This is a genomic window from Corynebacterium mendelii, assembly GCF_017307055.1.
GTDB classification, from domain to species: Bacteria; Actinomycetota; Actinomycetes; order Mycobacteriales; family Mycobacteriaceae; genus Corynebacterium; species Corynebacterium mendelii.
The window spans coordinates 41,295-59,792 of the sequence record NZ_JAFLEQ010000017.1 but is presented as its reverse complement, the minus strand read 5'-3'; the positions used below and the strand labels follow the sequence as shown (position 1 = coordinate 59,792).

Sequence of the window (18,498 nt, the reverse complement as noted above, 5' to 3'; positions counted from 1 at the left end):
CACCCACCCCCATGGTGGTGATCCTCGGTTTGGGCCGTTTCGGCATGGCGCTCGGCGAGGAACTCGTGGCCAGCGGCGTGGAAGTGCTGGGGGTCGATGAACGCGAGGATGTCGTCAAACTCGCCGCCCCGCTGCTGACCCATGTCTCCATCGCCGACACCACCAACGCCGATGCGCTGCGGCAGCTGTCGGTGCACGAAGCCTCCCGGGTGGTCATCGGTATCGGCTCGAATATGGGCGCCAGCCTGCTGACCGCCTCCACCGTGCTGGATTTGGGGGTGCCGAATGTGTGGGCGAAAGCCGACAACGTCAACCACGCGAAAATCCTCTCCCAGATCGGGGTGCACCATGTCATCCGCCCCGACCGCGACACCGGGCGCCGCATCGCCCACGTGATCACCGGCCGGGTGGAGGAATACGCCGAATTCGACCGCGATTTCGCGATGGTGAAAGTCGCCCCGCCGGTCAGCATGCTCGGCCGCCCCATCGAGGAAGCCCCCGGCAACGTCAGCATTGTGGCCATCCGCCCGGCGGAAGGAAGCTTCCGTATCCCGCAGCCGGGCACCATCATCCACTCCGGGGACCTGGTCATCGCCGCCGGATCCGTAGCCGAACTGGAGAAATTCGGCTCCGCCGAATAGCGGCCGGATGATCGTCCGCCCACCCAGCCGACCACCGTGACCCCGCCCCCGCCCGCCACCGCACCCGCCGCCGGTTTATCTGACCGTGTGCTGGCACAGCTGGTGGCCGACCACACCACCGGCCGGCCGATTGTGTGGGGCGCCGGGGCAGCGACCGCCGGATACCGGGCCGGGGATCCGGTCACCGTGGCTGCGGCCCGCGGTATTGTTCCCCGGGCCGAAAAACACCGGCGGCTGAAAACCGGCCGCACCAAACAATCGGCGGAAGTGTTCACCCCCCGGTGGGTGGTCAACCGGCAGCTCGACCTGGTTGACAAGCAGTGGGCGCAGACAGCGGCGGCACACCACGGCCGGGACAGGGCGGAGTCCTATCTTCACGCCCACTGGGTGGAAATCACCTGCGGCGAAGGCCCCTACCTGGTCGGGCGCAGTGACGCGGTCACCGGTGACGCGGTCCCCGTGGAACAGCGGGCGGGCATCCTGGACCGGAAACTGAGGCTTGTCGCGAGTGTGCCGCACACCCCCGCGGAGTTTTTCCGGCTGGTCTGCACCGCCGTGTCGACCTGCCACGGATTCGACATCAACGGCGACAGCCTGCTGCTGGCCCGGGTCAACATGCTTGCCGGCGCCGCCGAATGGATCGACCATGTGCTCGGCACCGCCCCCACCGAAGATCAGCTGGTGACCTTGGCCGGAATGATCTCCCGCAACCTGGTGCAGACAAATGTGCTGGACAATCCCGGCTGGCGGCCCACCGACCGGCGGGGCAAGCCGGTGGCCGTGGCGGCGGTGGTCGGCAACCCGCCGTACCAGAAAGCCGACAACGATTCCGGAAAAGGCAGCGCCCAGCCGCTCTACCAGCGTTTCTTCTCCTGGGCGCAGGAGAACCTCCGCCCGCAGATCATCAGCCTGATCACCCCGTCGGTGTGGTTCGCCGGCGGGAAAGGACTCGACGGTTTCCGCACCCACATGACCACCACCCCGCATCTGGTCTGTCTCACCCACGTCACCACCTCCGGGGAGGTGTTCGGGGAAGTGAACCTGCGCGGCGGGGTGAGCTGGTTTGTCTGCGACCTCACCCACGACAACCGGGGCAGGGGGGTGGACACCACCATCATCAGCCACGGCCGGGTGGTCACCAGTGGGACGGTGGCCAACCCCGGCCTGCTGCCCGGCCTGTTTATCGCCGATCATCTCGCCGCAGACCTGGTCGACCGGCTGCTGCGCGCCGGGGCGATCACCGCCGACGGGGCGGGAAGTTTCGCCGACCTGGTTTCTGTGCGCAACCCCTTCGGGCTGGCCACCACCTTCACCCGGGGCAGGCACTTCAGCCCCACCGCAAACGGGCTGGCCGATCCGGTGCGCATCATCGCCAGCCACGGGCACAGCGGCTGGGCCGAACGCCGCACCGTCACCCGCCACCCCGGGTGGATCGACCGGTGGAAAGTACTGACCCCGTTCGCCAACAATGTGGGCACCTCTTTGGCCGACGACAACATCAACACCCTGCTGGCCGCCCCCGGTAGCGCCGCCACGGAAACCTATCTGGTCATCGGGGCCGGACTCGACGCGGATGAAACGATGTGCGGCAACATCAGGAAATATCTGGCCACCCGCTTCGTGCGTTTTTTGGTCTCGGCGGCCAAAGCCAACCACAACGGCACCCGCAAAACCTACCGGCTGGTACCCCTCCAGGACTTCCGCCCGGACAGCCTGATCGACTGGCGCACCAGCGTCGACGGCATCGACCGGCAGCTGGCCGACGTGTATTGCCTCACCGGAAAAGAACGCGACCACATCAACCGGATGATCAAACCGTGTCAGTACGAGCGGGCGACGGCGGGTGGGTCCGGGACAGCAGTGTCCACCCCGCCCACGATGCCGCCACGCCGAAGACGATGAAGACCCCGGAAATACCCCGGGCGGTGGCATAGATACCGAGCGTGGCGATCACCGGGGTGACCACCGACAGCCCCACCGGCTGGGCCAGGCTCTGGGCGGCGGTGAACAGCGAAAAAGCCCGGCCCCGCACATCCTCGCCGACATTGTCGGTGACCAGCACCATCACCATCGGGGCCAGCAGACCGCCCCCGATACCGGCGGTGAGATTTCCGGCGAGCAGCAGCGGCGTGGAAGAAAGCCCGCCCAGGAACACAAACGCCAGCCCGAACAACCCCATGCACACCAGCCACACAAGCCTGTGGGACACAGATGACCACACGGTGGCCGCCACCGACCCGGCCAGGAACCCGACCGCGTACATGCTCAACACCACCCCCAGCGACAGGGGGGAGGACACCTGTGCGAAATGCGCCGGGATCAGCACCATCAGAAAGGGGACAACCAGCGCCGAGGACACGAACTGGGTGACAACCAGCAGCTTGATCACCGGTATCCGCCACACCGACTGCCACGCCCGCACATCGCCGCGAATCCCCGCCCAGGACCCGGGGACCGCAGCCATGTCGGTCCGGGCCGCGCACTCATGTGCCGGGTCGTTTTCTTTGCGGGGAAGTTTCAACGCGGCCGTCACACCCGCGGCAGCAAGAGAAGTCGCGCAGGTAATCCACAACGCCCCGGTGGTGGTTCCCGCCGCCAGCAGCAGCCCACCCGCGGCGGGCCCGACCAGCAGCGCCACCCCGGCGGCGGTCTGCAGCCCGCCACTGATCTTTCCCACATCCATGCCGGTGGCACGGGCGCAATCACCGGCCAGCGCCTGCCTGGCGGCAGTACCGGGAATATCACCGACAGCACCGTAGATGCCGATAACCACAAACCAGGTCACCGTCAGCCCCAGCCAGTGGTCGACGGCGATCAGCCACAGCAGGCTGGAGGCGCTGACCACATCGGATATCCAGCAGATGCGCTGGCGTCCGAAGCGGTCGATGACACTGCCGCCGATAAACGAGACCACCAGCTGGAAAGCGGCGATGATACCGGCGACCGTGGCCGCCACGGCGGGGGAGCCGGTGCGGTCGAGCACCAGCCACACCCACACCACCGCCGCAATGGAATTACCCGCGGCAGACAGAAAAGCGGAAGCGAAATACAGTGCCAGGGTGGTGGCCGGGCGTTGCCCGGTGCAGGCAGTCACGATTGCTGTCCTTTCTTGTTCTCATCGGTCAGGCGGTGGTGGTGCCGCTCTATTTTCTCCGCCAGATACCGCCAGCCGGGGGAATACAGCGACTCCGCGGCGTGTTCCAGCCCGGGGGAGAACCGGAACCCGTCATCGATGAGATGCACCCCGTATCTTCTGAGAATATCCATTTGGGCGGTGGCGAGCTTTTCGGCGATGTCGTCGAGGCGGGCATCGCCCGGTGGCGCATCCCACAGGTGGGAGGCCTCGGCAATCAGATACCGGTACTGGCCCTGCTCGTCGTCTTCGCGTATCAGAACCGTCAGCAAATCCATGCACTCCTGCGGGGCAATCGCGTAGGCGATCGACCAGGTGGTGCGGGTGATCTCGCAGACGGTGTCACGCATGCCGCACCGTTTCCACGTCTCCAGCAGCCCGGCAATGGTTTCCGGCAGATCAATGTCGGCCGGGCGCGTCAGGGAAGCCAGATTCGCCTCATGCTGCGCAATGGCCAGGCGTTCGTTGCGCAGTCTGTGGGTCACCAGTGTTTTGGCCCGGGTGAAATCCGCCTCGGAAATCTCCTCCGCCTCCGCCGGGTAGAGCTGGACGATCTCCGACAAAGTGAAACCGGAGTCCACCAGCCGCCTGATGCGGGTCAGCCGCACCGCATCCCCGGCCCGGTAGCGGCGCACACCCGTCGGGGAGCGTTCCGGCTCCGGCAGCAGACCAATGTCGTGGTAGTGCCTGATGGTGCGGGCGGTCACCCCGGCGAAAGCGGCCAATTCACCAATCTGGAAATTGCTCATGAGATGAAACCTAGGTGGTGCCGTTGCGGCAGGTGCAAGTACCGGGGTTAAAAAAACCACACCAAAACGGGTGCTTGTGCCGGCTCCGGTAGCCGGTTGCCTCCCGCCCCGTGGGGAAAAAATTCCCGGCAGACGGGGCCTTTGTTGTGGGATAATGGCGGACGTGTCGAACGAGAAACCGATAGCCAATGTCCTTGCCGACAGGTACGCCTCGAAAGAGCTGGTGAACCTGTGGCGCCCCGAAGCCAAAATCATCATGGAACGCCAGCTGTGGATCGCCGTGATGAAAGCGCAGCGCTCACTGGGGATTGATGTGCCCCAGGACGCCATCGACGCCTATGAGCGGGTCATCGATGAAGTCGATACCGAATCGATTGCCGCCCGGGAGCGCATCACCCGCCACGATGTGAAAGCCCGCATCGAGGAATTCAACGCCCTGGCCGGCCACGAGCACATCCACAAAGGCATGACCAGCCGTGACCTGACCGAAAACGTCGAGCAGCTGCAGATGAAAGCCTCGTTGGAGCTGATCCGCAACAAAGCCGTGGCCGTGGTCCGGCAGCTGGCCGACAAAGCCGTGCAGTACGAGGATCTGGTGATGGCGGGCCGTTCGCACAATGTGGCCGCGCAGGCGACCACCCTGGGCAAGCGTTTCGCCACCGCCGCCGACGAGATGCTGGTGGCCATCGAACGCACCAGCGAGATCATTGACCGTTACCCGCTGCGCGGCATCAAAGGCCCGATGGGCACCGCCCAGGACATGCTTGATCTGGTCGGCGGCGATGAGCACAAACTCGCCAGCCTGGAAACCAGCATCGCCGACCATCTGGGCTTCAGCCGTATTTTCGATTCCGTCGGGCAGGTCTACCCCCGCTCCCTGGACTACGATGTGCTCTCCGCTCTGGTGCAGCTGGGTGCCGGTCCCAGCAGTTTCGCCCACACCATCCGGCTGATGGCCGGAAATGAGATCGTCACCGAAGGCTTCAAGGAAGGCCAGGTCGGCTCGTCGGCGATGCCGCACAAGATGAACGCCCGCTCCTGTGAGAGGGTGTGCGGATTCGAGGTGATCCTGCGCGGCTTTGCCTCCATGGCCGCGGATGTGGCCGGCCAGCAGTGGAATGAGGGTGATGTGTTCTGCTCGGTGGTCAGAAGGGTCGCCCTGCCGGATGCTTTCTTCGCCATTGACGGCATGTTCGAAACCTTTTTGACGGTACTCAACGAGTTCGGGGCTTTCCCCGCCATGATCGACCGGGAGCTGGAACGCTACCTGCCTTTCCTGGCCACCACCCGTATTTTGATGGCGGCGGTCCGCAAGGGGGTGGGCCGGGAAACCGCCCACGAAGTGATCAAGGAAAATGCGGTTGGCATGGCGCTGGACATGCGGCAAAACGGTGCCGAGCAAAACCTCATTGAACGCCTGGCCGATGATGGGCGGCTGCCGTTGGATGCCGCGGAACTTCAGCAGGCGCTGCGCGACCGGGCGGCATTTACCGGTGCTGCCGCAAGCCAGGTGGCGCGGGTGGCCCGCCGGGTGGCCGATGTGGTCAACAACTACCCGGATGCCGCCGACTACCGGCCGGGGGAGATTGTCTGACCGGCCCGGTTTTTGTCCTCCCCCGGTAAGGAAACGGCAACTTCCGGACCCGGGCGGGATGGAACCTTCGGATGTATTTTTCGCCGGCGGCTTTCCCACCCGCCCGGCCACCGGTGTGCGCCGATACGATTGGCGCCTGTGTAGATGCACCCTGTGCCGGAACAGAAGGTGGGTGCACCGCCCAGTGAGAGTCCCCGACCAGTGGAGCAGCCATGCCTGAGGTTTTCAGCGGAATGCCCATCGCGGTGGTGTTCGTCGTGTTTTTCCTGGGGGCTTTCGTGCGCGGGCACCTGATCTATTCGTTGACGAAATACGGCACTGAACTGGCGGTGGACCGTGCCCGGCCGCGGGGGCCGGTGATGGCGAAAACACTGGCCTGGCTGGATTCGTCGGCGGCGGATTCCGGTATCCGCATCATCCGCCGTTTCGGGCTGGTGGCAGTCCCGGCCGCCTATCTGACCGTCGGTATCCAGACGGTGATCATGGGCGCCGCCGGGGTGGTGGGCATTCCCCGCTGGCAGTTCGCCCTGGCCCAGATTCCCGGCTGTCTTGCCTGGGCTGCGATCTACACCACTGTCGGCTGGGCCGCCTGGGAGGCGGTCTTTATCCGGGCGGCCGGCAACTGGTGGGCGGTGGCTGCGCTGGTGGCTGCGGCCGGCGCGATGGGATGGTGGCTCAGGCGCCGCATGACCGGCCACACCGGCTAGCCCGGCGGCATCCCGGTCACAGCGGCCGGGGGCCGCCGCCGACTGTGCCGGGAACCCGGTGGGTGGTCAGCGGCGGGGGCCGATCTGGGGTGCAGGCGGAAAACCCGGCACCGGCAGCTGCGGGGGGTGGGCCAGAAATTCCGGCAGATGGCTGATGATCCACGGCCCGCGGGCGGCAACGATGGCAATGGCCACACCGATGACCACAATCCAGGCGTCGGCCCCGATTTCAGAGGACGTGCCCTGGTGGAGCTGGACGTTTTTCAGCGGCTCGAAAATAGCGGTGTCCCCCGGTCCGGATGAGCCCCGCACAGTGGCGATATCGGGAAGATAGGTATCCGGCACCGCCCCGGCCGTGCTGGTCGGCGCGGCGGTGATGCCGGCCTCGGCAAACAGGTCGGCGCACCTGGCGGCCGCCGCGGCGTAGTCGTCGGCCACCCGGGAAAAATCGGTCCGGTCCAGCTGCCGGATACCGGATTGGGGATCCGGCCGGGTGGAGTTGATCACCGACAGCAGCCGCGGGGACGCATTGTTTGTGAACTCGGCGTAACCATCGTTGAAAGCGCGCACCCGGGCTGCGAGATCCCCGGCGGCAACAGCGGCGGCAAAGCCCTCCCGGTCATCCCTGACGGCCGCCGCCTGCCCCGGGGTGAGCGGCTGGACCGGGTTAAACGCTTTGTTGTTGGCGATCATCTGCGGGAAAGCCAGCTGCCATTCGCCGTATTTGTAGCCGGCATCATGCATGGTCTGGTCGATGCGGGTATAGATTTCGATGATCTCTTTCACGGCCTGCCGGTCATTGCCGCCGGTGTCGATGAGCCGCTGGTTCAAGGCGTCGGCGCGGTCGAAGTCGGCGAACGCCGCGGGCACATCGGCGCGGATATTGCTTCGCAGCTCGGTGAAAAACTCGCCCACCGTCCCGGCGAAGGCACCCAACTGCGCCAACTCCGGGGTGTCATCGATGATGCAGGTGCCGCCGGCAATGCGTGCTGTGGCGGCGGACGCCGGAACCACTCCGGTGGTCATCACGGCCACGGCGGTGGCTGCCGAAACAAGGGATACTGACAAACGGGACACGGGTCCTCCAGGGGGTGGGGCGACAAAGGCGGCCGGTCACACCGGGTGGTGGTGGAAGGGAAAACCCCACCGGCCGGCGTGGCCGGGGATCACGGCCGGCACTGGTCCGGCTGGGGCCACCAGCCTATCCGGTCATGATCCAGCCGCATCCGACCTTTGGGTGCGGCACTGGATCTATCGTAGGGGCACCTGCCCGGTGTTTCACACGCCCGTGGCCGGATGCCCCGAAAGCGCGGCTGCACCGGCGGGCACGGCCGGTCCGGGCGGTGGCGGCGGGCTATTAGTGTGGACCGGGTGAACCCCACCGCCGCGGCGCCAACGGCCCGGACGGTGGGGCCGCAGACCGAAGACAACCGACCCACCCCAGGTTCATCCCGTGCCACACGCCCCCAGCCCCACCCCGTTGACCACCCCGGCTTGCCTGCGGAGCCGGTTGACCGACCGGATCACCGGTGTCAAACGCTCCCTGGTGATCTGGTGGCGCGGCGGGCTGCGCAGTGCTTCCGCGGTGCCGGTGACTGCTGCCGCAGTGCTGTGTGTGTGGCTGATGCGTGTTATCTACCGCTTCGATGGTGACCGCATGCAGCGGTATCTCGGGGCCGGTGAGATGCTGTGGTCCGATCCGCTGCGGCTGGTCAGCTCCGGGCTGTCGACGGCCACCACCGGCTCGGCGGTGGTGGTGACGGTGGGGCTTGTCACAGTCGGCCTGGCCGCGGAGAAAACCATCGGCTCCGCCCGTTTCGCCGCCTGGGCGGTGGGGCTGCAGGTGACCGCCACGGCCCTGGCATGGCTGGTGATCAGTCTGCTGGTGGCCGCCGGCGGCTACTGGGGCACGTCGCTGAAAGACCAGGTGGTGCTCACCCCGTCGGGGTGGCTGGTCGGGGTCGCCGCCTACGCCAGCGCCTGGATGCCCACCCTGTGGCGGCGCCGGGTCCGGGTGGTGGTGGTCACCACCGCCGTGACCCTGCTGCTGTTTTCCGGGCAGGCCGCCGACTTCCCGCGGATCATTGCGGCGCTGACGGGGCTGGGGATCGGCCAGTGGCGCCGCTTCGGCACCGTCACCCCGACACCGGCCTCCGTGCGGGAGAAAAGAGTGCTGGTCGCGGCAAGCCTGCTGGTGGTGAGTTTGAGCCCCTATCTGGCCGGGCTGAACCCGCATGCGGCCGCCCCCCTGTCCCGGGTGGGGATCGTCACCTTCCATCCGGCGATTGAATCGCTGGGCACCACCGGGGTGTGTGCCACCGACCCGGGCGGGCTGGCCTGCGCCCAGATCACCGCCGCCCTCCAGTCGGCCGGGGTGGGGGCCTTCGCCCTCAACCAGCTGTCGGTGATCATCATGCTGGTCATCGGCACCGGGCTGGTGCGCGGGCGGCGGCTGGCCTGGCTGGCCGCCCTGGTGGTGATGGCCACCACCGGTCTGGTCAATTCCTGGGAGATGCGTCTGGTTGCCGACGACTATGTCAGCTCCGGGGAAGGCTGGTGGCTGACGGCGCTGAACTCCCCGGACAGCGGCACCATCAACACCGCCATGTTCCTCGCCGATACCGTCGGTGTGTGCTGCCCGTGGATCGCCGCGGTGGTGGTGCTGGTGGTGACCAGGAGAAACTTCTCCATTCCCGCTTCCGCCGGAACCCTGGGGGTGCTGGCCCGGCGGGCCGTGCTGTCGGCGGTGGTCTCCGGGGCGCTGTGGATCGGCGGGGCACTGGTGTTGTCCGGCGGATTCCACCCGCAGGCCACCGTGGGCCGGATCATCGCCGCCTGGCCGCTGCGCTACCTGCCGCCGTTTATCGGCGACTATCTGGCCCATCCGCTGGTGCCGGTGGATGAATCGACACTGAACCTGTCGGTGTGGACCGGGGTGGTGTTTTGGGGCGGGATTCTTCTCAGCCTGTGGCGGGCGTTTATCGCTGTCCCCGATCCTGATGCCGGGCGCAGCAGGGCGGCGGCCGCCGCTGTTCTCGCCGACGGCGACGGTGATCATCTGGCACGCATGACGCTGTGGAAAGACAACTGCTACTGGTTCGATGAACCCACCGGCGCCTATGTCGCCTACCGGGTGCACCGGGCGGTGGCGGTGACCCTCGGGGAACCGGTGCTGCCCGCTGCCGCCATCGATGCGGCGGTGGCCGCGGCAGGTGGTGACGGCGGGGAGACACAACGGGAGGAGATCACCGTGCGGCTGCGCCGGGAGGTGGCCGCCCGTTTCGAGCGCTTCGTTTCCCTGAAAGGACTGCGCATCGCCTGGTATGCGGTGCGGGACAGTTTCGCCCGGGCCTGCCGGGCCGACGGCTGGCGCAGCGTGGTTGTCGCCGAGGAAGCGGTGGTTGCCACCAGCCTGGCGGATTTCCGGGGAAAAAAATTCCAGGATGTGCGCACCGCCCGCAACCGGGCGAAAAAAGAGGGCATCCACGTCGAATGGATCCGCTGGCAGTCCGCCGGGCCGGCACTGACCGACAAAATCATCAGTCTGTCCGAGGACTGGGTGGCCGACAAAGCCCTCCCGGAGATGGGATTTACCCTCGGCGGCATCGACGAACTCAAAGACAGCGACATCGAATTGGCGGTCGCCGTCGACGACAACGGCCGGGTCCACGGGGTAACCAGCTGGTTGCCGGTTATCACGGGCGGCCAGGTCACCGGTGTCATCCTCGACTTCATGCGGCGGGACACCGGCGGATTCCGCCCGGTGGTTGAATTCCTCATCGCCGAAGCCCTGGTGCGGGCGGCGGACAAGGGCATGCCCTGGATATCGCTGTCGGCCGCGCCGCTGGCGCACACCGGGCAGCCCGACGACCGGCTGGGGGAATTTCTGGACAAAGTCGGTGCTTCCATGGAGCCGCTGTACGGCTTCCGGTCGCTGGCGTTTTTCAAAAAGAAATTCCATCCCGACCATGTGCCGTGGCTGCTGCTCTACCGCGATGAACTGGCGCTGCCCGCCATCGGCATGGCCATCGCCCAGTGTTATCTCCCCCAGGTGGGTGCCGGTCAGCTGCTGCGCGCGGCGAAGGTCATGGCAGGAGACCACGCGCGGGGCTAAACTTCGTGGCTATGCGCGCTGAACTGTCCGACTACACCCATCTCACCGCCGGCAAAGTCCGCGAAATCTACGAAGTCGACGACTCCACCCTGCTGATGGTGGCCTCCGACAGGATTTCGGCCTACGACTATGTCCTGGACACCGAAATCCCCGACAAAGGGCGGGTCCTGACGGCCATGAGCTGCTGGTACTTCGACAATCTCGACTTTCCCAACCACCTGGCCGGCGGCCCCGACGACCAGCGCATCCCGGAAGATGTGCTCGGCCGTGCCCTGGTGACGAAAAAACTGAAAATGCTTCCCTTCGAATGCGTCGCCCGCGGATACCTCACCGGCTCAGGGCTGAAGGAATACCGCGAGACCGGCACCGTCTGCGGTATTGAACTGCCTGAGGGGTTGACCGAATCGTCCCGCCTGCCGGAGCCCATTTTCACCCCGGCCACCAAAGCCGATCTGGGCGACCACGACGAAAACGTCGCCTTCGAGCAGGTGGTGGAAAAACTCGGCGAACAACGGGCCGAAGAACTCAAACAAGCCACCCTCGACCTCTACACCCAGGCCGCGGAACTCGCGCTGGCCCACGGACTGATTCTGGCCGACACCAAATTCGAGTTCGGTCTCGACGACGCCGGGCATCTGGTGCTCGCCGACGAGGTGCTCACCCCCGATTCCTCCCGCTACTGGCCGCTGAAGGACTACAAGGAAGGCGTCGCCCAGCCCAGCTTCGACAAACAGTATGTCCGCGACTGGTTGACCAGCCCGAAATCCGGGTGGAGCAAAGACTCCGGCGCCACCCCGCCGCCGCTGCCCGGCTCGGTGATCGAAGCCACCAGGCAGCGCTACATCGAGGCCTACGAAATCGTCTCCGGCGACAAATTCGGCGACTGGATCGGCACCTGCGTGTAAAAAACCGCGCCCACGGAATATCCCCCGGCCGGCGACCGCCCGCCACAGCCCCACCCCCGGTAACTGAACGGATACCGGGGGTGGGTTTTTCCATCCTGCATCCCGCCACAGCCGCACCCCCGGTAGGCTGGGGATACTGACCCGACCCACCACCACAGGGCGGTCGTTGCCGACGCCGGGGAGGAATCCAGTCACTGTGTCCACGTCCAGAAAAAACACGGCACCCGCCTACATCCACGGCCGGGACCGTACCGCCTGGAGCACCTACACCGACCGGACCGCAGCCCGCTGCGCCGGATATCTGCTCGGGCACCTCACAGAAGGTATGACGGTGCTGGATGTCGGCTGCGGAGAAGGAACAATCACCTGCGATATCGCCGAGATCGTCGGCCCCGGCAATGTCACCGCCACCGACATCTCCCCGGTGGCGCTGGACTGTGCCCGGCAGACCGCGCAGCAGCGCGGCCTGGAGGAGATCACATTCACCCCGGCGCAGGGCACCAGGCTCAAAGCGGTCGGGAAGACAAGCTTCGATGTGGTCCACGCCCACCAGGTTCTGCAGCATGCCAGCGACCCGGTAAGTCTGCTCACCGACATGATCGATCATGCGCGGCAGCTGGTGGCGGTGCGGGAAGCCGACTACCGCTGCATGCAGTGGTATCCCGAATACCCCGGCATGGACCTGTGGCGGAGCACCTATCTTGCGGCCGCCACCGGATGCGGCGGACACCCCGATGCCGGACGGCGGCTGCGTTTCTGGGCGGAACGGGCGGTGACAAACACCGCTGTGGACCGTGGCATCGATATAACGGTGACTACATCGAACTGGCACTGGGCCGATGCCGAGTCCTGCCGCAGCTTCGGCAAAGCGCAGGCCACACGCTGCCAGACCGGCTGGAAAGAAGCCTTCACCGCCGCCGGCGCGGGAGAAGAAGACCTCAAAGAGATGGCCCACGGCTGGAAGAAATGGTCGAAAAAATCCGGTGCCTTCTTCCTCATGCCGCACACCGAGGTGCTGCTGACGATCCGCTGATCCTTCCTGCCCGCCCACCGGTTGCAGGCGGATACCGGCACGGGGATAAGACACCACCCGGGGAGATGAAAACAGACACTGCCCCGGCCCGCAGACTATCCGCGGGCCGGGGCAGCAGTGGTTGAGTGGGGCAAAAAACCTAGAAACCGAAGACCGCTTTCGCGATGGTCAGGGTGGTGATGGTGATCAGCACCAGGGCCATCGTATTGAGCCAGATACCGGATTTGACCATGTCGTTCATGCGGACGTAGCCGGAACCGTAGGCGATGGCGTTCGGCGGGGTGGCCACCGGCAGCATGAAGGCGCTGGTGGCGGCCAGAGCCACCGGGATCGTCAGAATCATCTGGTCGTATCCCAGGCCCACCGCGATACCGCCGACCACCGGCAGGAAGGTCGCGGCGGTCGCCGTATTCGAGGTGAACTCGGTCAGCACCAGCACGATCGCGGCAATCACCAGAACAATGATGACGATCGGCATACCCTCCAAGACGGTGACCTGCTGGCCGATCCACTCCGACAGCCCGGTGGTGGAGAACTGGCTCGACAGCGCCAGGCCGCCGCCGAACAGCAGCAGAACACCCCAGGGCAGCTCGAGGGCGGTGTGCCAGTCAAGCAGCGGGGTGCCTTTCTTCCAGTCGGCGGGAATGATGAACAGCACAATGCCGACGACCATGGCGATCACCGACGAGGAGAAGTGGGTGCCGATGAAGGTGCCCTTGAACAGGATCGGGACGAAGATCCAGGAGAACGCGGCCAGGAAGAAAATGATGGCCACCAGTTTCTCGCCGGTGGACATCGGCCCCATGGCTTTCAGCTCATCCCGCATCACTTTGCGGCCGCCGGGAACATTGTCGACTTCCGGCTTGTAGAGGACTTTCACCAGCAGCAGCCAGCAGGTCAGCATCAGCAGGAGCGACAGCGGCACACCGACGAGCATCCACTGGCCGAAGTTGATCGGGTGCCCCTGGTCGGACATGTAGCCGGCCAGCAGGGTGTTCGGCGGGGTGCCGATCAGGGTGCCCAGCGAGCCGATGGACGCGGAGTAGGCGATACCCAGCATCAGAGCGATACCGAAGTTCGTTTTCGGGGCTTCGTCGTCGTCTTTGAGATCCTCAATCGCCTCTTTGTCACCGTCGGCGGCCAGCTGTTTGTTGATCAGGGTGAGGACCGAGACGCCGATCGGCAGCATCATCACGGCGGTGGCGGTGTTGGACACCCACATCGACAGAAAACCCGTCGCGATCATGAAGCCGAGGACAATCATCGAGGACTTCGTGCCCATGGCGCGCACAATGTAGAGCGAAATGCGGCGGTGCAGATTCCACCGCTGCATCGCCAGCGCCAGCATGAAGCCGCCCATGAACAAAAAGATCACGTCAGAGGTGTAGCTGCCGGAAAACTCCTTGATTTTCGCCACCCCGAAAGCGGGGAACAAAATCAGCGGCAGCAGCGAGGTCACCGGAATCGGGATCGCCTCACTCATCCAGAACGCACCCATCAGCACCGCGATGGCGGCCACCGAACGCATCTCGTGGGTGGCCGAATCCGGCATGAGGAAATAGACCAGCGGCGCGGCGATGATGCCGATCAGGAAACCGATGCGCTGGCGGCGGATTTCACCCGGTTCCAGGGCTTCGGCCAGCTGCCCGGGGGAATGCTCGCGGGAGGCGTCAGTGGGTAGATCGTGGTGTTCGAAGGGGTCGACATCCCCGTGGGATTTCGCCGACAAATAAGGGTGCGCCACGATCTCTTCGTGGTCGGCGATCTCCGTGTAGTCGGTGTGACGCCTGTTGTTTTTGTCCATCAGAAGCCTTTTCTGTTGTGGCCGGTTCACGTGTCAGACAGTGAAAGATGCGCTGAAACCTTGCAAACACTTCACCCGGCGGTGGCCGGTGAAATGACGCGGGCCTCCGCCGGGATGCGGCATCGTCCACGGCCCGGATTGCCCCGAACCGGATGTTTCGTTTGTAAGTTAAGCCTCTCTCAGGAATGAAGTTAACACGGAAGAATGGATCGTGGACCCGTTTTCACGGGGGGAGTGTGCAAAAAGCCGCTGCCGTTGTATTTTCTGAGTCTGCGGGCGGTCGCCGGGGGGTTGAACCAGTGGGCGGGGCGGTGTTGTTTGTGCCCGTAAACGGTATGATTCGGGCATTTTTTACGGTTCTGCCGCCGCCCGGCCGGGCGGGACGCGGGGTGCGGGGCACGTGGCGGGAAAATGGCTCGGATGTAAGCTATCCCGCACTTACGGGGGTAACGCAGATATGCTGTCTTTGTCCGTGCCCGCGGTCCTGCTTCCGGGCCTAGCTGAGATGATCCTGTGCTGCGGGAAACCGCGGCCAGCTGCCCGGCGCTTCCCGCGGCAGGCATACAATCAGGTGCCATGTCCGACAATGCAGCAACCCGCCCGACCGCCCCCACCGGCCCGGTTCCGCCGGTGGCCCCGAAACACCCGACAGTCCGCAGGTTCCACGGCAATGATTTTTCCGACGACTACGAGTGGATGAGGGATAAAACCAGCCGGGAAACCCTCGATTATCTGGAGGCGGAAAACGCCTACACCGACAGTGTCACCGCACCGCTGGAGGGGCTGCGGGAAGCCATTGTCGAGGAGATGAAAACCCGGGTGAAACAAACCGACATGTCGGTGCCCGTCCGCATGGGGGGCCACTGGTACTACGCCCGCACCCGGGAGGGATCCAGCTACCCGCTGTCGTGCCGGCTGGCGGTCACCCCGGGAGCTGATGCGTGGACGCCGCCGGTGATCAGCGATGATGAGTCTCCCGCCGGTGAGCAGGTGCTGCTGGACCAGAATGTGCTGGCCGAAGGGGAGGAATTCTTCCAGATCGGCTGCATGTCGGTGACGACCTCCGGGGATTATCTGGCCTACTCCACCGACACCACCGGTGATGAACGTTTCACCATGCATTTCAAGGATCTGCGCAGCGGTGACCTGCTGGCCGACGAGCTGACAGGCCTGTTCTACGGCGGCGGCTGGGTCGGCGAGGACTACTTTTTCTACGTCAAATGTGACCAGGCGTGGCGGCCCTACAGTGTGTGGCGCCACCGCATGGGTACCCCGCAGGAGCGGGATGTGTGCGTGTTCACCGAAGCGGACGAGAAGTTCTGGGTCGATGTCTCCACCACCCGCAGCGAGAAATACATTGTCATCGAAGTCGGATCGAAACTGACCGGGGAAGCCCACATTCTCGAGGCCGACAATCCCACCGGCCAGTTCCGCTGCGTCATGGAAAGAACCCCCGGGGTCGACTATTCGGTCGACCATGCGGTGGTCAGGGGCGACGACCGGCTGGTGGTGGTGCACAACGCCAACGGGGTCAACTACGAAGTCGCCGAAGGCCCGGTCGACGGGTTCACCTCCATCGAGGAGCTTTCGGTGCTGGTGCCCCACGATGACACGGTGCGCATTGAGGGAGTCGACTGCTTCCGTGACCACCTCACCCTGGGCTACCGCAAAGACGCCATCGGCCGGATCGCCACCATGAACCTTGATCCGGAAACCGGCTACACCGAATTTTCCGAAATCCCCTTCGATGAAGAGCTCTACACCGCGGGTTCCGGCGGCAACCCGGAATGGGATGCGCCGGTGATCCGGCTCGGCTACACCTCCTGGATCACCCCGAACCAGGTGTGGGACTACCGGCCCGCCACAGGGGAGAAAACACTTCTCAAACAGCAGGAGGTCGGCGGCGGATACAACCCGGACGACTATATCGCCGAACGCATGTGGGCCACCGCCACCGATGGCACCAGGATTCCGGTGTCGGTGATCCGCAGAAAAGACGTCACCCTCGATACCCCCCGCCCGGTGATCCTCTACGGCTACGGCTCCTACGAGGCCAGCAACGATCCCGGTTTTTCGGTGATGGGTCTGTCGGCTCTCAACCGTGGCGTTGTCAGTGTGCAGGCGCATGTGCGCGGCGGCGGTGAGATGGGCCGGGCATGGTACGACGCCGGGAAGATGCTGAGCAAAACCAACACCTTCGACGACTTTATTGCCGTCGCCGATTTCCTGATCGAACAGGGCATCACCACCCCGGAGCTGTTGGCCGCCGAAGGGGCCTCGGCCGGTGGGCTGCTCATGGGGGCGGTGGCCAACCGCGGCGGCGACAGGTTCACGGCCATTGCCGCGATCGTGCCCTTCGTCGACCCGCTGACCTCCATGCTCATGCCGGAGCTGCCGCTGACAGTGACCGAATGGGAGGAATGGGGCGACCCGCTGCATGACACAACCGTCTACGACTACATGCGTTCCTATTCCCCGTATGAAAACGTCACCGCCAAGCACTACCCGGATATTCTCGCCGTAACCAACATCAACGACACCCGGGTGCTGTATGTGGAACCGGCGAAATGGATCGCCAAACTGCGGGCCACCGCCACCGGGGGACAGTTCCTGCTCAAAGTCCGCATGGCCGGCGGCCACGGCGGGGTGTCGGGGCGCTACGACAAATGGAGGGAAAGCGCTTTCGCCGCCGCCTGGCTGATCAACAAAGTCACCGGAAAAACCAGCTGAGACACAACACCCCGGTGCGCCCCAGGGCGCCCCGGGGCGTTTTTTTCTGCGGGATCACCGGCGGAAGGGATTAGGCTGGCATGTCATGGAGCATCAACTGCCTGAATCCATCTACGACATCACCGTCACGGACATTGACGGTGAGCAGCTCGACATCGCCGACTGGGAAGGGCACGTGATCTATTTTGTGCTCACCACCACCAGCGGCGAGGAAGTCCGGCAACTCAACGATCTGCAGGATATCTTCGACGAATTCATGATGCGCGGCTTTTTCGTTGTCGCCATCCCCACCCGCCACTTCGGCGGGGAGCCGCAGGACGCGGAAGAGATCGCCGAGATCATGCGCGAGGACCATGACGTCAGCTTCCCCATCCTGGCTCCCACCGAGACCACCGGTGACACCTGCAGCAGTCTGGTCCGGTGGCTGACCGACCAGGCCACCGTGCTGGCGCAGCACAGCCCCTCGCTGGCATTTCCCGGTCCGGTGAGACAACCGTTTGAAAAATTCATCATCGGCGACGACGGGCGGCTGCTGGCACGGTTTTCCGGCCACACCGAACCCGACCACGACAGCCTGCTCGAACTGGTCGAATCCCACCTGCCGGTTCAGTAGCCCGGGGGCGCGACCGCGCCGGGTGGTGCCCCGGCACCAGATGTGTGCCGCACCACCTGCGCGTTACATCATCTCTTTTTCACTGTCGTTTCCGGCTGTCGTCCCCGGCAACCGGCAGAGTCCTGTTGCTGCAGCATGCCGGTGGTAGAGGACCGATCCCGCCGGTGGGGGCGGCAGCACCAGCGGCGGTGGGCTGCGGTCGCCCGGTGGTGCCGCCACTGCGGATTGTCCGGTGTGCCGGGGACGGGTTGTGATCTCAACGGCGCCCGGGCGGCCGGGTTGGTGGGTAAGCTGTGACACGAATGCGGCGTGTGCGTGTGCGCCGCAGCGCAACCCGTAGGTTTTAACTCTCAGAAGGAAAATAGGGGAACACACCGTGGCCCGAGTAATAGTCAATGTGATGCCGAAAAAGGAAATCCTCGACCCGCAGGGGCAGGCCGTCCACCGGGCGCTGGGCCGGATCGGCATTGACGGC

At 65.1% G+C, this 18,498-nt stretch carries 14 protein-coding genes; 10 read left to right on the top strand and 4 right to left on the bottom strand.

Annotated elements, in window-relative coordinates; translation table 11 throughout:
* The first annotated feature begins 11 nt into the window (after positions 1–11).
* Positions 12–641, top strand: a complete 630-nt coding sequence (locus tag JZY06_RS10610) for a potassium channel family protein (protein WP_207279755.1) — start codon at positions 12–14, stop codon at positions 639–641.
* Positions 642–728: 87 nt separating this feature from the next.
* Positions 729–2,543: an Eco57I restriction-modification methylase domain-containing protein gene (locus JZY06_RS10605; RefSeq protein WP_207279537.1), complete on the top strand. Its 1,815-nt coding sequence runs from the start codon at positions 729–731 to the stop codon at positions 2,541–2,543.
* Here JZY06_RS10605 and JZY06_RS10600 read toward each other — a convergent pair.
* Positions 2,452–3,735 carry an MFS transporter gene (locus JZY06_RS10600; protein ID WP_207279536.1) on the bottom strand — a complete coding sequence of 428 codons (1,284 nt, stop codon included), beginning with the start codon at positions 3,733–3,735 and terminating at the stop codon, positions 2,452–2,454. The two genes, JZY06_RS10605 and JZY06_RS10600, sit on opposite strands and share 92 nt — an antisense overlap.
* On the bottom strand, positions 3,732–4,523 hold the full coding sequence (locus tag JZY06_RS10595; protein WP_207279535.1) for a helix-turn-helix domain-containing protein: 792 nt from the start codon (positions 4,521–4,523) through the stop codon (positions 3,732–3,734). Before JZY06_RS10595 ends, JZY06_RS10600 begins: the two co-directional genes overlap by 4 nt.
* A gap of 154 nt (positions 4,524–4,677) precedes the next feature.
* Here JZY06_RS10595 and purB point away from each other — a divergent pair, with 154 nt between their 5' ends.
* Both purB and JZY06_RS10585 read left to right on the top strand, forming a co-directional pair.
* Positions 4,678–6,117: an adenylosuccinate lyase gene (gene purB, locus JZY06_RS10590; protein WP_207279534.1), complete on the top strand. Its 1,440-nt coding sequence runs from the start codon at positions 4,678–4,680 to the stop codon at positions 6,115–6,117.
* 212 nt (positions 6,118–6,329) lie between these two features.
* Positions 6,330–6,824, top strand: coding sequence for an SNARE-associated domain-containing protein (locus tag JZY06_RS10585; RefSeq protein ID WP_207279533.1), 495 nt, complete (start codon positions 6,330–6,332; stop codon positions 6,822–6,824).
* A gap of 66 nt (positions 6,825–6,890) precedes the next feature.
* Here JZY06_RS10585 and JZY06_RS10580 read toward each other — a convergent pair whose 3' ends face one another.
* The gene (locus JZY06_RS10580) at positions 6,891–7,892 is read right to left on the bottom strand and encodes a hypothetical protein (protein WP_207279532.1); all 1,002 of its coding nucleotides are present in this window, start codon (positions 7,890–7,892) and stop codon (positions 6,891–6,893) included.
* A 385-nt stretch (positions 7,893–8,277) separates the two neighbouring features.
* On the opposite strand from JZY06_RS10580, the gene JZY06_RS12600 reads away from it, so the two are divergent.
* From JZY06_RS12600 to JZY06_RS10565, 3 genes are all read left to right on the top strand, one after another.
* Positions 8,278–10,938: a bifunctional lysylphosphatidylglycerol flippase/synthetase MprF gene (locus JZY06_RS12600; RefSeq protein ID WP_207279531.1), complete on the top strand. Its 2,661-nt coding sequence runs from the start codon at positions 8,278–8,280 to the stop codon at positions 10,936–10,938.
* Positions 10,939–10,949: 11 nt separating this feature from the next.
* On the top strand, positions 10,950–11,843 hold the full coding sequence (locus tag JZY06_RS10570) for a phosphoribosylaminoimidazolesuccinocarboxamide synthase (protein WP_207279530.1): 894 nt from the start codon (positions 10,950–10,952) through the stop codon (positions 11,841–11,843).
* 196 nt (positions 11,844–12,039) lie between these two features.
* A complete protein-coding gene (locus tag JZY06_RS10565; protein WP_207279529.1) occupies positions 12,040–12,876 on the top strand; it encodes a class I SAM-dependent methyltransferase in 837 nt (278 codons plus the stop codon).
* A gap of 139 nt (positions 12,877–13,015) precedes the next feature.
* Here JZY06_RS10565 and JZY06_RS10560 read toward each other — a convergent pair whose 3' ends face one another.
* Positions 13,016–14,680, bottom strand: a complete 1,665-nt coding sequence (locus JZY06_RS10560; RefSeq protein ID WP_207279528.1) for an SLC13 family permease — start codon at positions 14,678–14,680, stop codon at positions 13,016–13,018.
* 576 nt (positions 14,681–15,256) lie between these two features.
* On the opposite strand from JZY06_RS10560, the gene JZY06_RS10555 reads away from it, so the two are divergent.
* The 3 genes from JZY06_RS10555 to JZY06_RS12370 all read left to right on the top strand — a co-directional run.
* Positions 15,257–17,410, top strand: a complete 2,154-nt coding sequence (locus JZY06_RS10555) for a S9 family peptidase (protein WP_207279527.1) — start codon at positions 15,257–15,259, stop codon at positions 17,408–17,410.
* A gap of 85 nt (positions 17,411–17,495) precedes the next feature.
* Entirely contained in the window at positions 17,496–18,023 is a 528-nt protein-coding gene (locus JZY06_RS10550) for a hypothetical protein (protein ID WP_207279526.1), read from the top strand.
* Positions 18,024–18,399: 376 nt separating this feature from the next.
* The coding region (locus JZY06_RS12370) for a phosphoribosylformylglycinamidine synthase subunit PurS (RefSeq protein WP_330617286.1) at positions 18,400–18,498 on the top strand (99 nt) is incomplete at its 3' end.

Coding starts and splice junctions, on each gene's coding strand:
- JZY06_RS10610 (WP_207279755.1), top strand. CDS start 12: ATGGTGGTGATCCTCGGTTTGGGCCGTTTCGGCATGGCGCTCGGCGAG.
- JZY06_RS10595 (WP_207279535.1), bottom strand. CDS start 4,523: ATGAGCAATTTCCAGATTGGTGAATTGGCCGCTTTCGCCGGGGTGACC.
- purB (WP_207279534.1), top strand. CDS start 4,678: ATGGCGGACGTGTCGAACGAGAAACCGATAGCCAATGTCCTTGCCGAC.
- JZY06_RS10585 (WP_207279533.1), top strand. CDS start 6,330: ATGCCTGAGGTTTTCAGCGGAATGCCCATCGCGGTGGTGTTCGTCGTG.
- JZY06_RS10570 (WP_207279530.1), top strand. CDS start 10,950: ATGCGCGCTGAACTGTCCGACTACACCCATCTCACCGCCGGCAAAGTC.
- JZY06_RS10560 (WP_207279528.1), bottom strand. CDS start 14,680: ATGGACAAAAACAACAGGCGTCACACCGACTACACGGAGATCGCCGAC.
- JZY06_RS10555 (WP_207279527.1), top strand. CDS start 15,257: ATGTCCGACAATGCAGCAACCCGCCCGACCGCCCCCACCGGCCCGGTT.
- JZY06_RS10550 (WP_207279526.1), top strand. CDS start 17,496: ATGGAGCATCAACTGCCTGAATCCATCTACGACATCACCGTCACGGAC.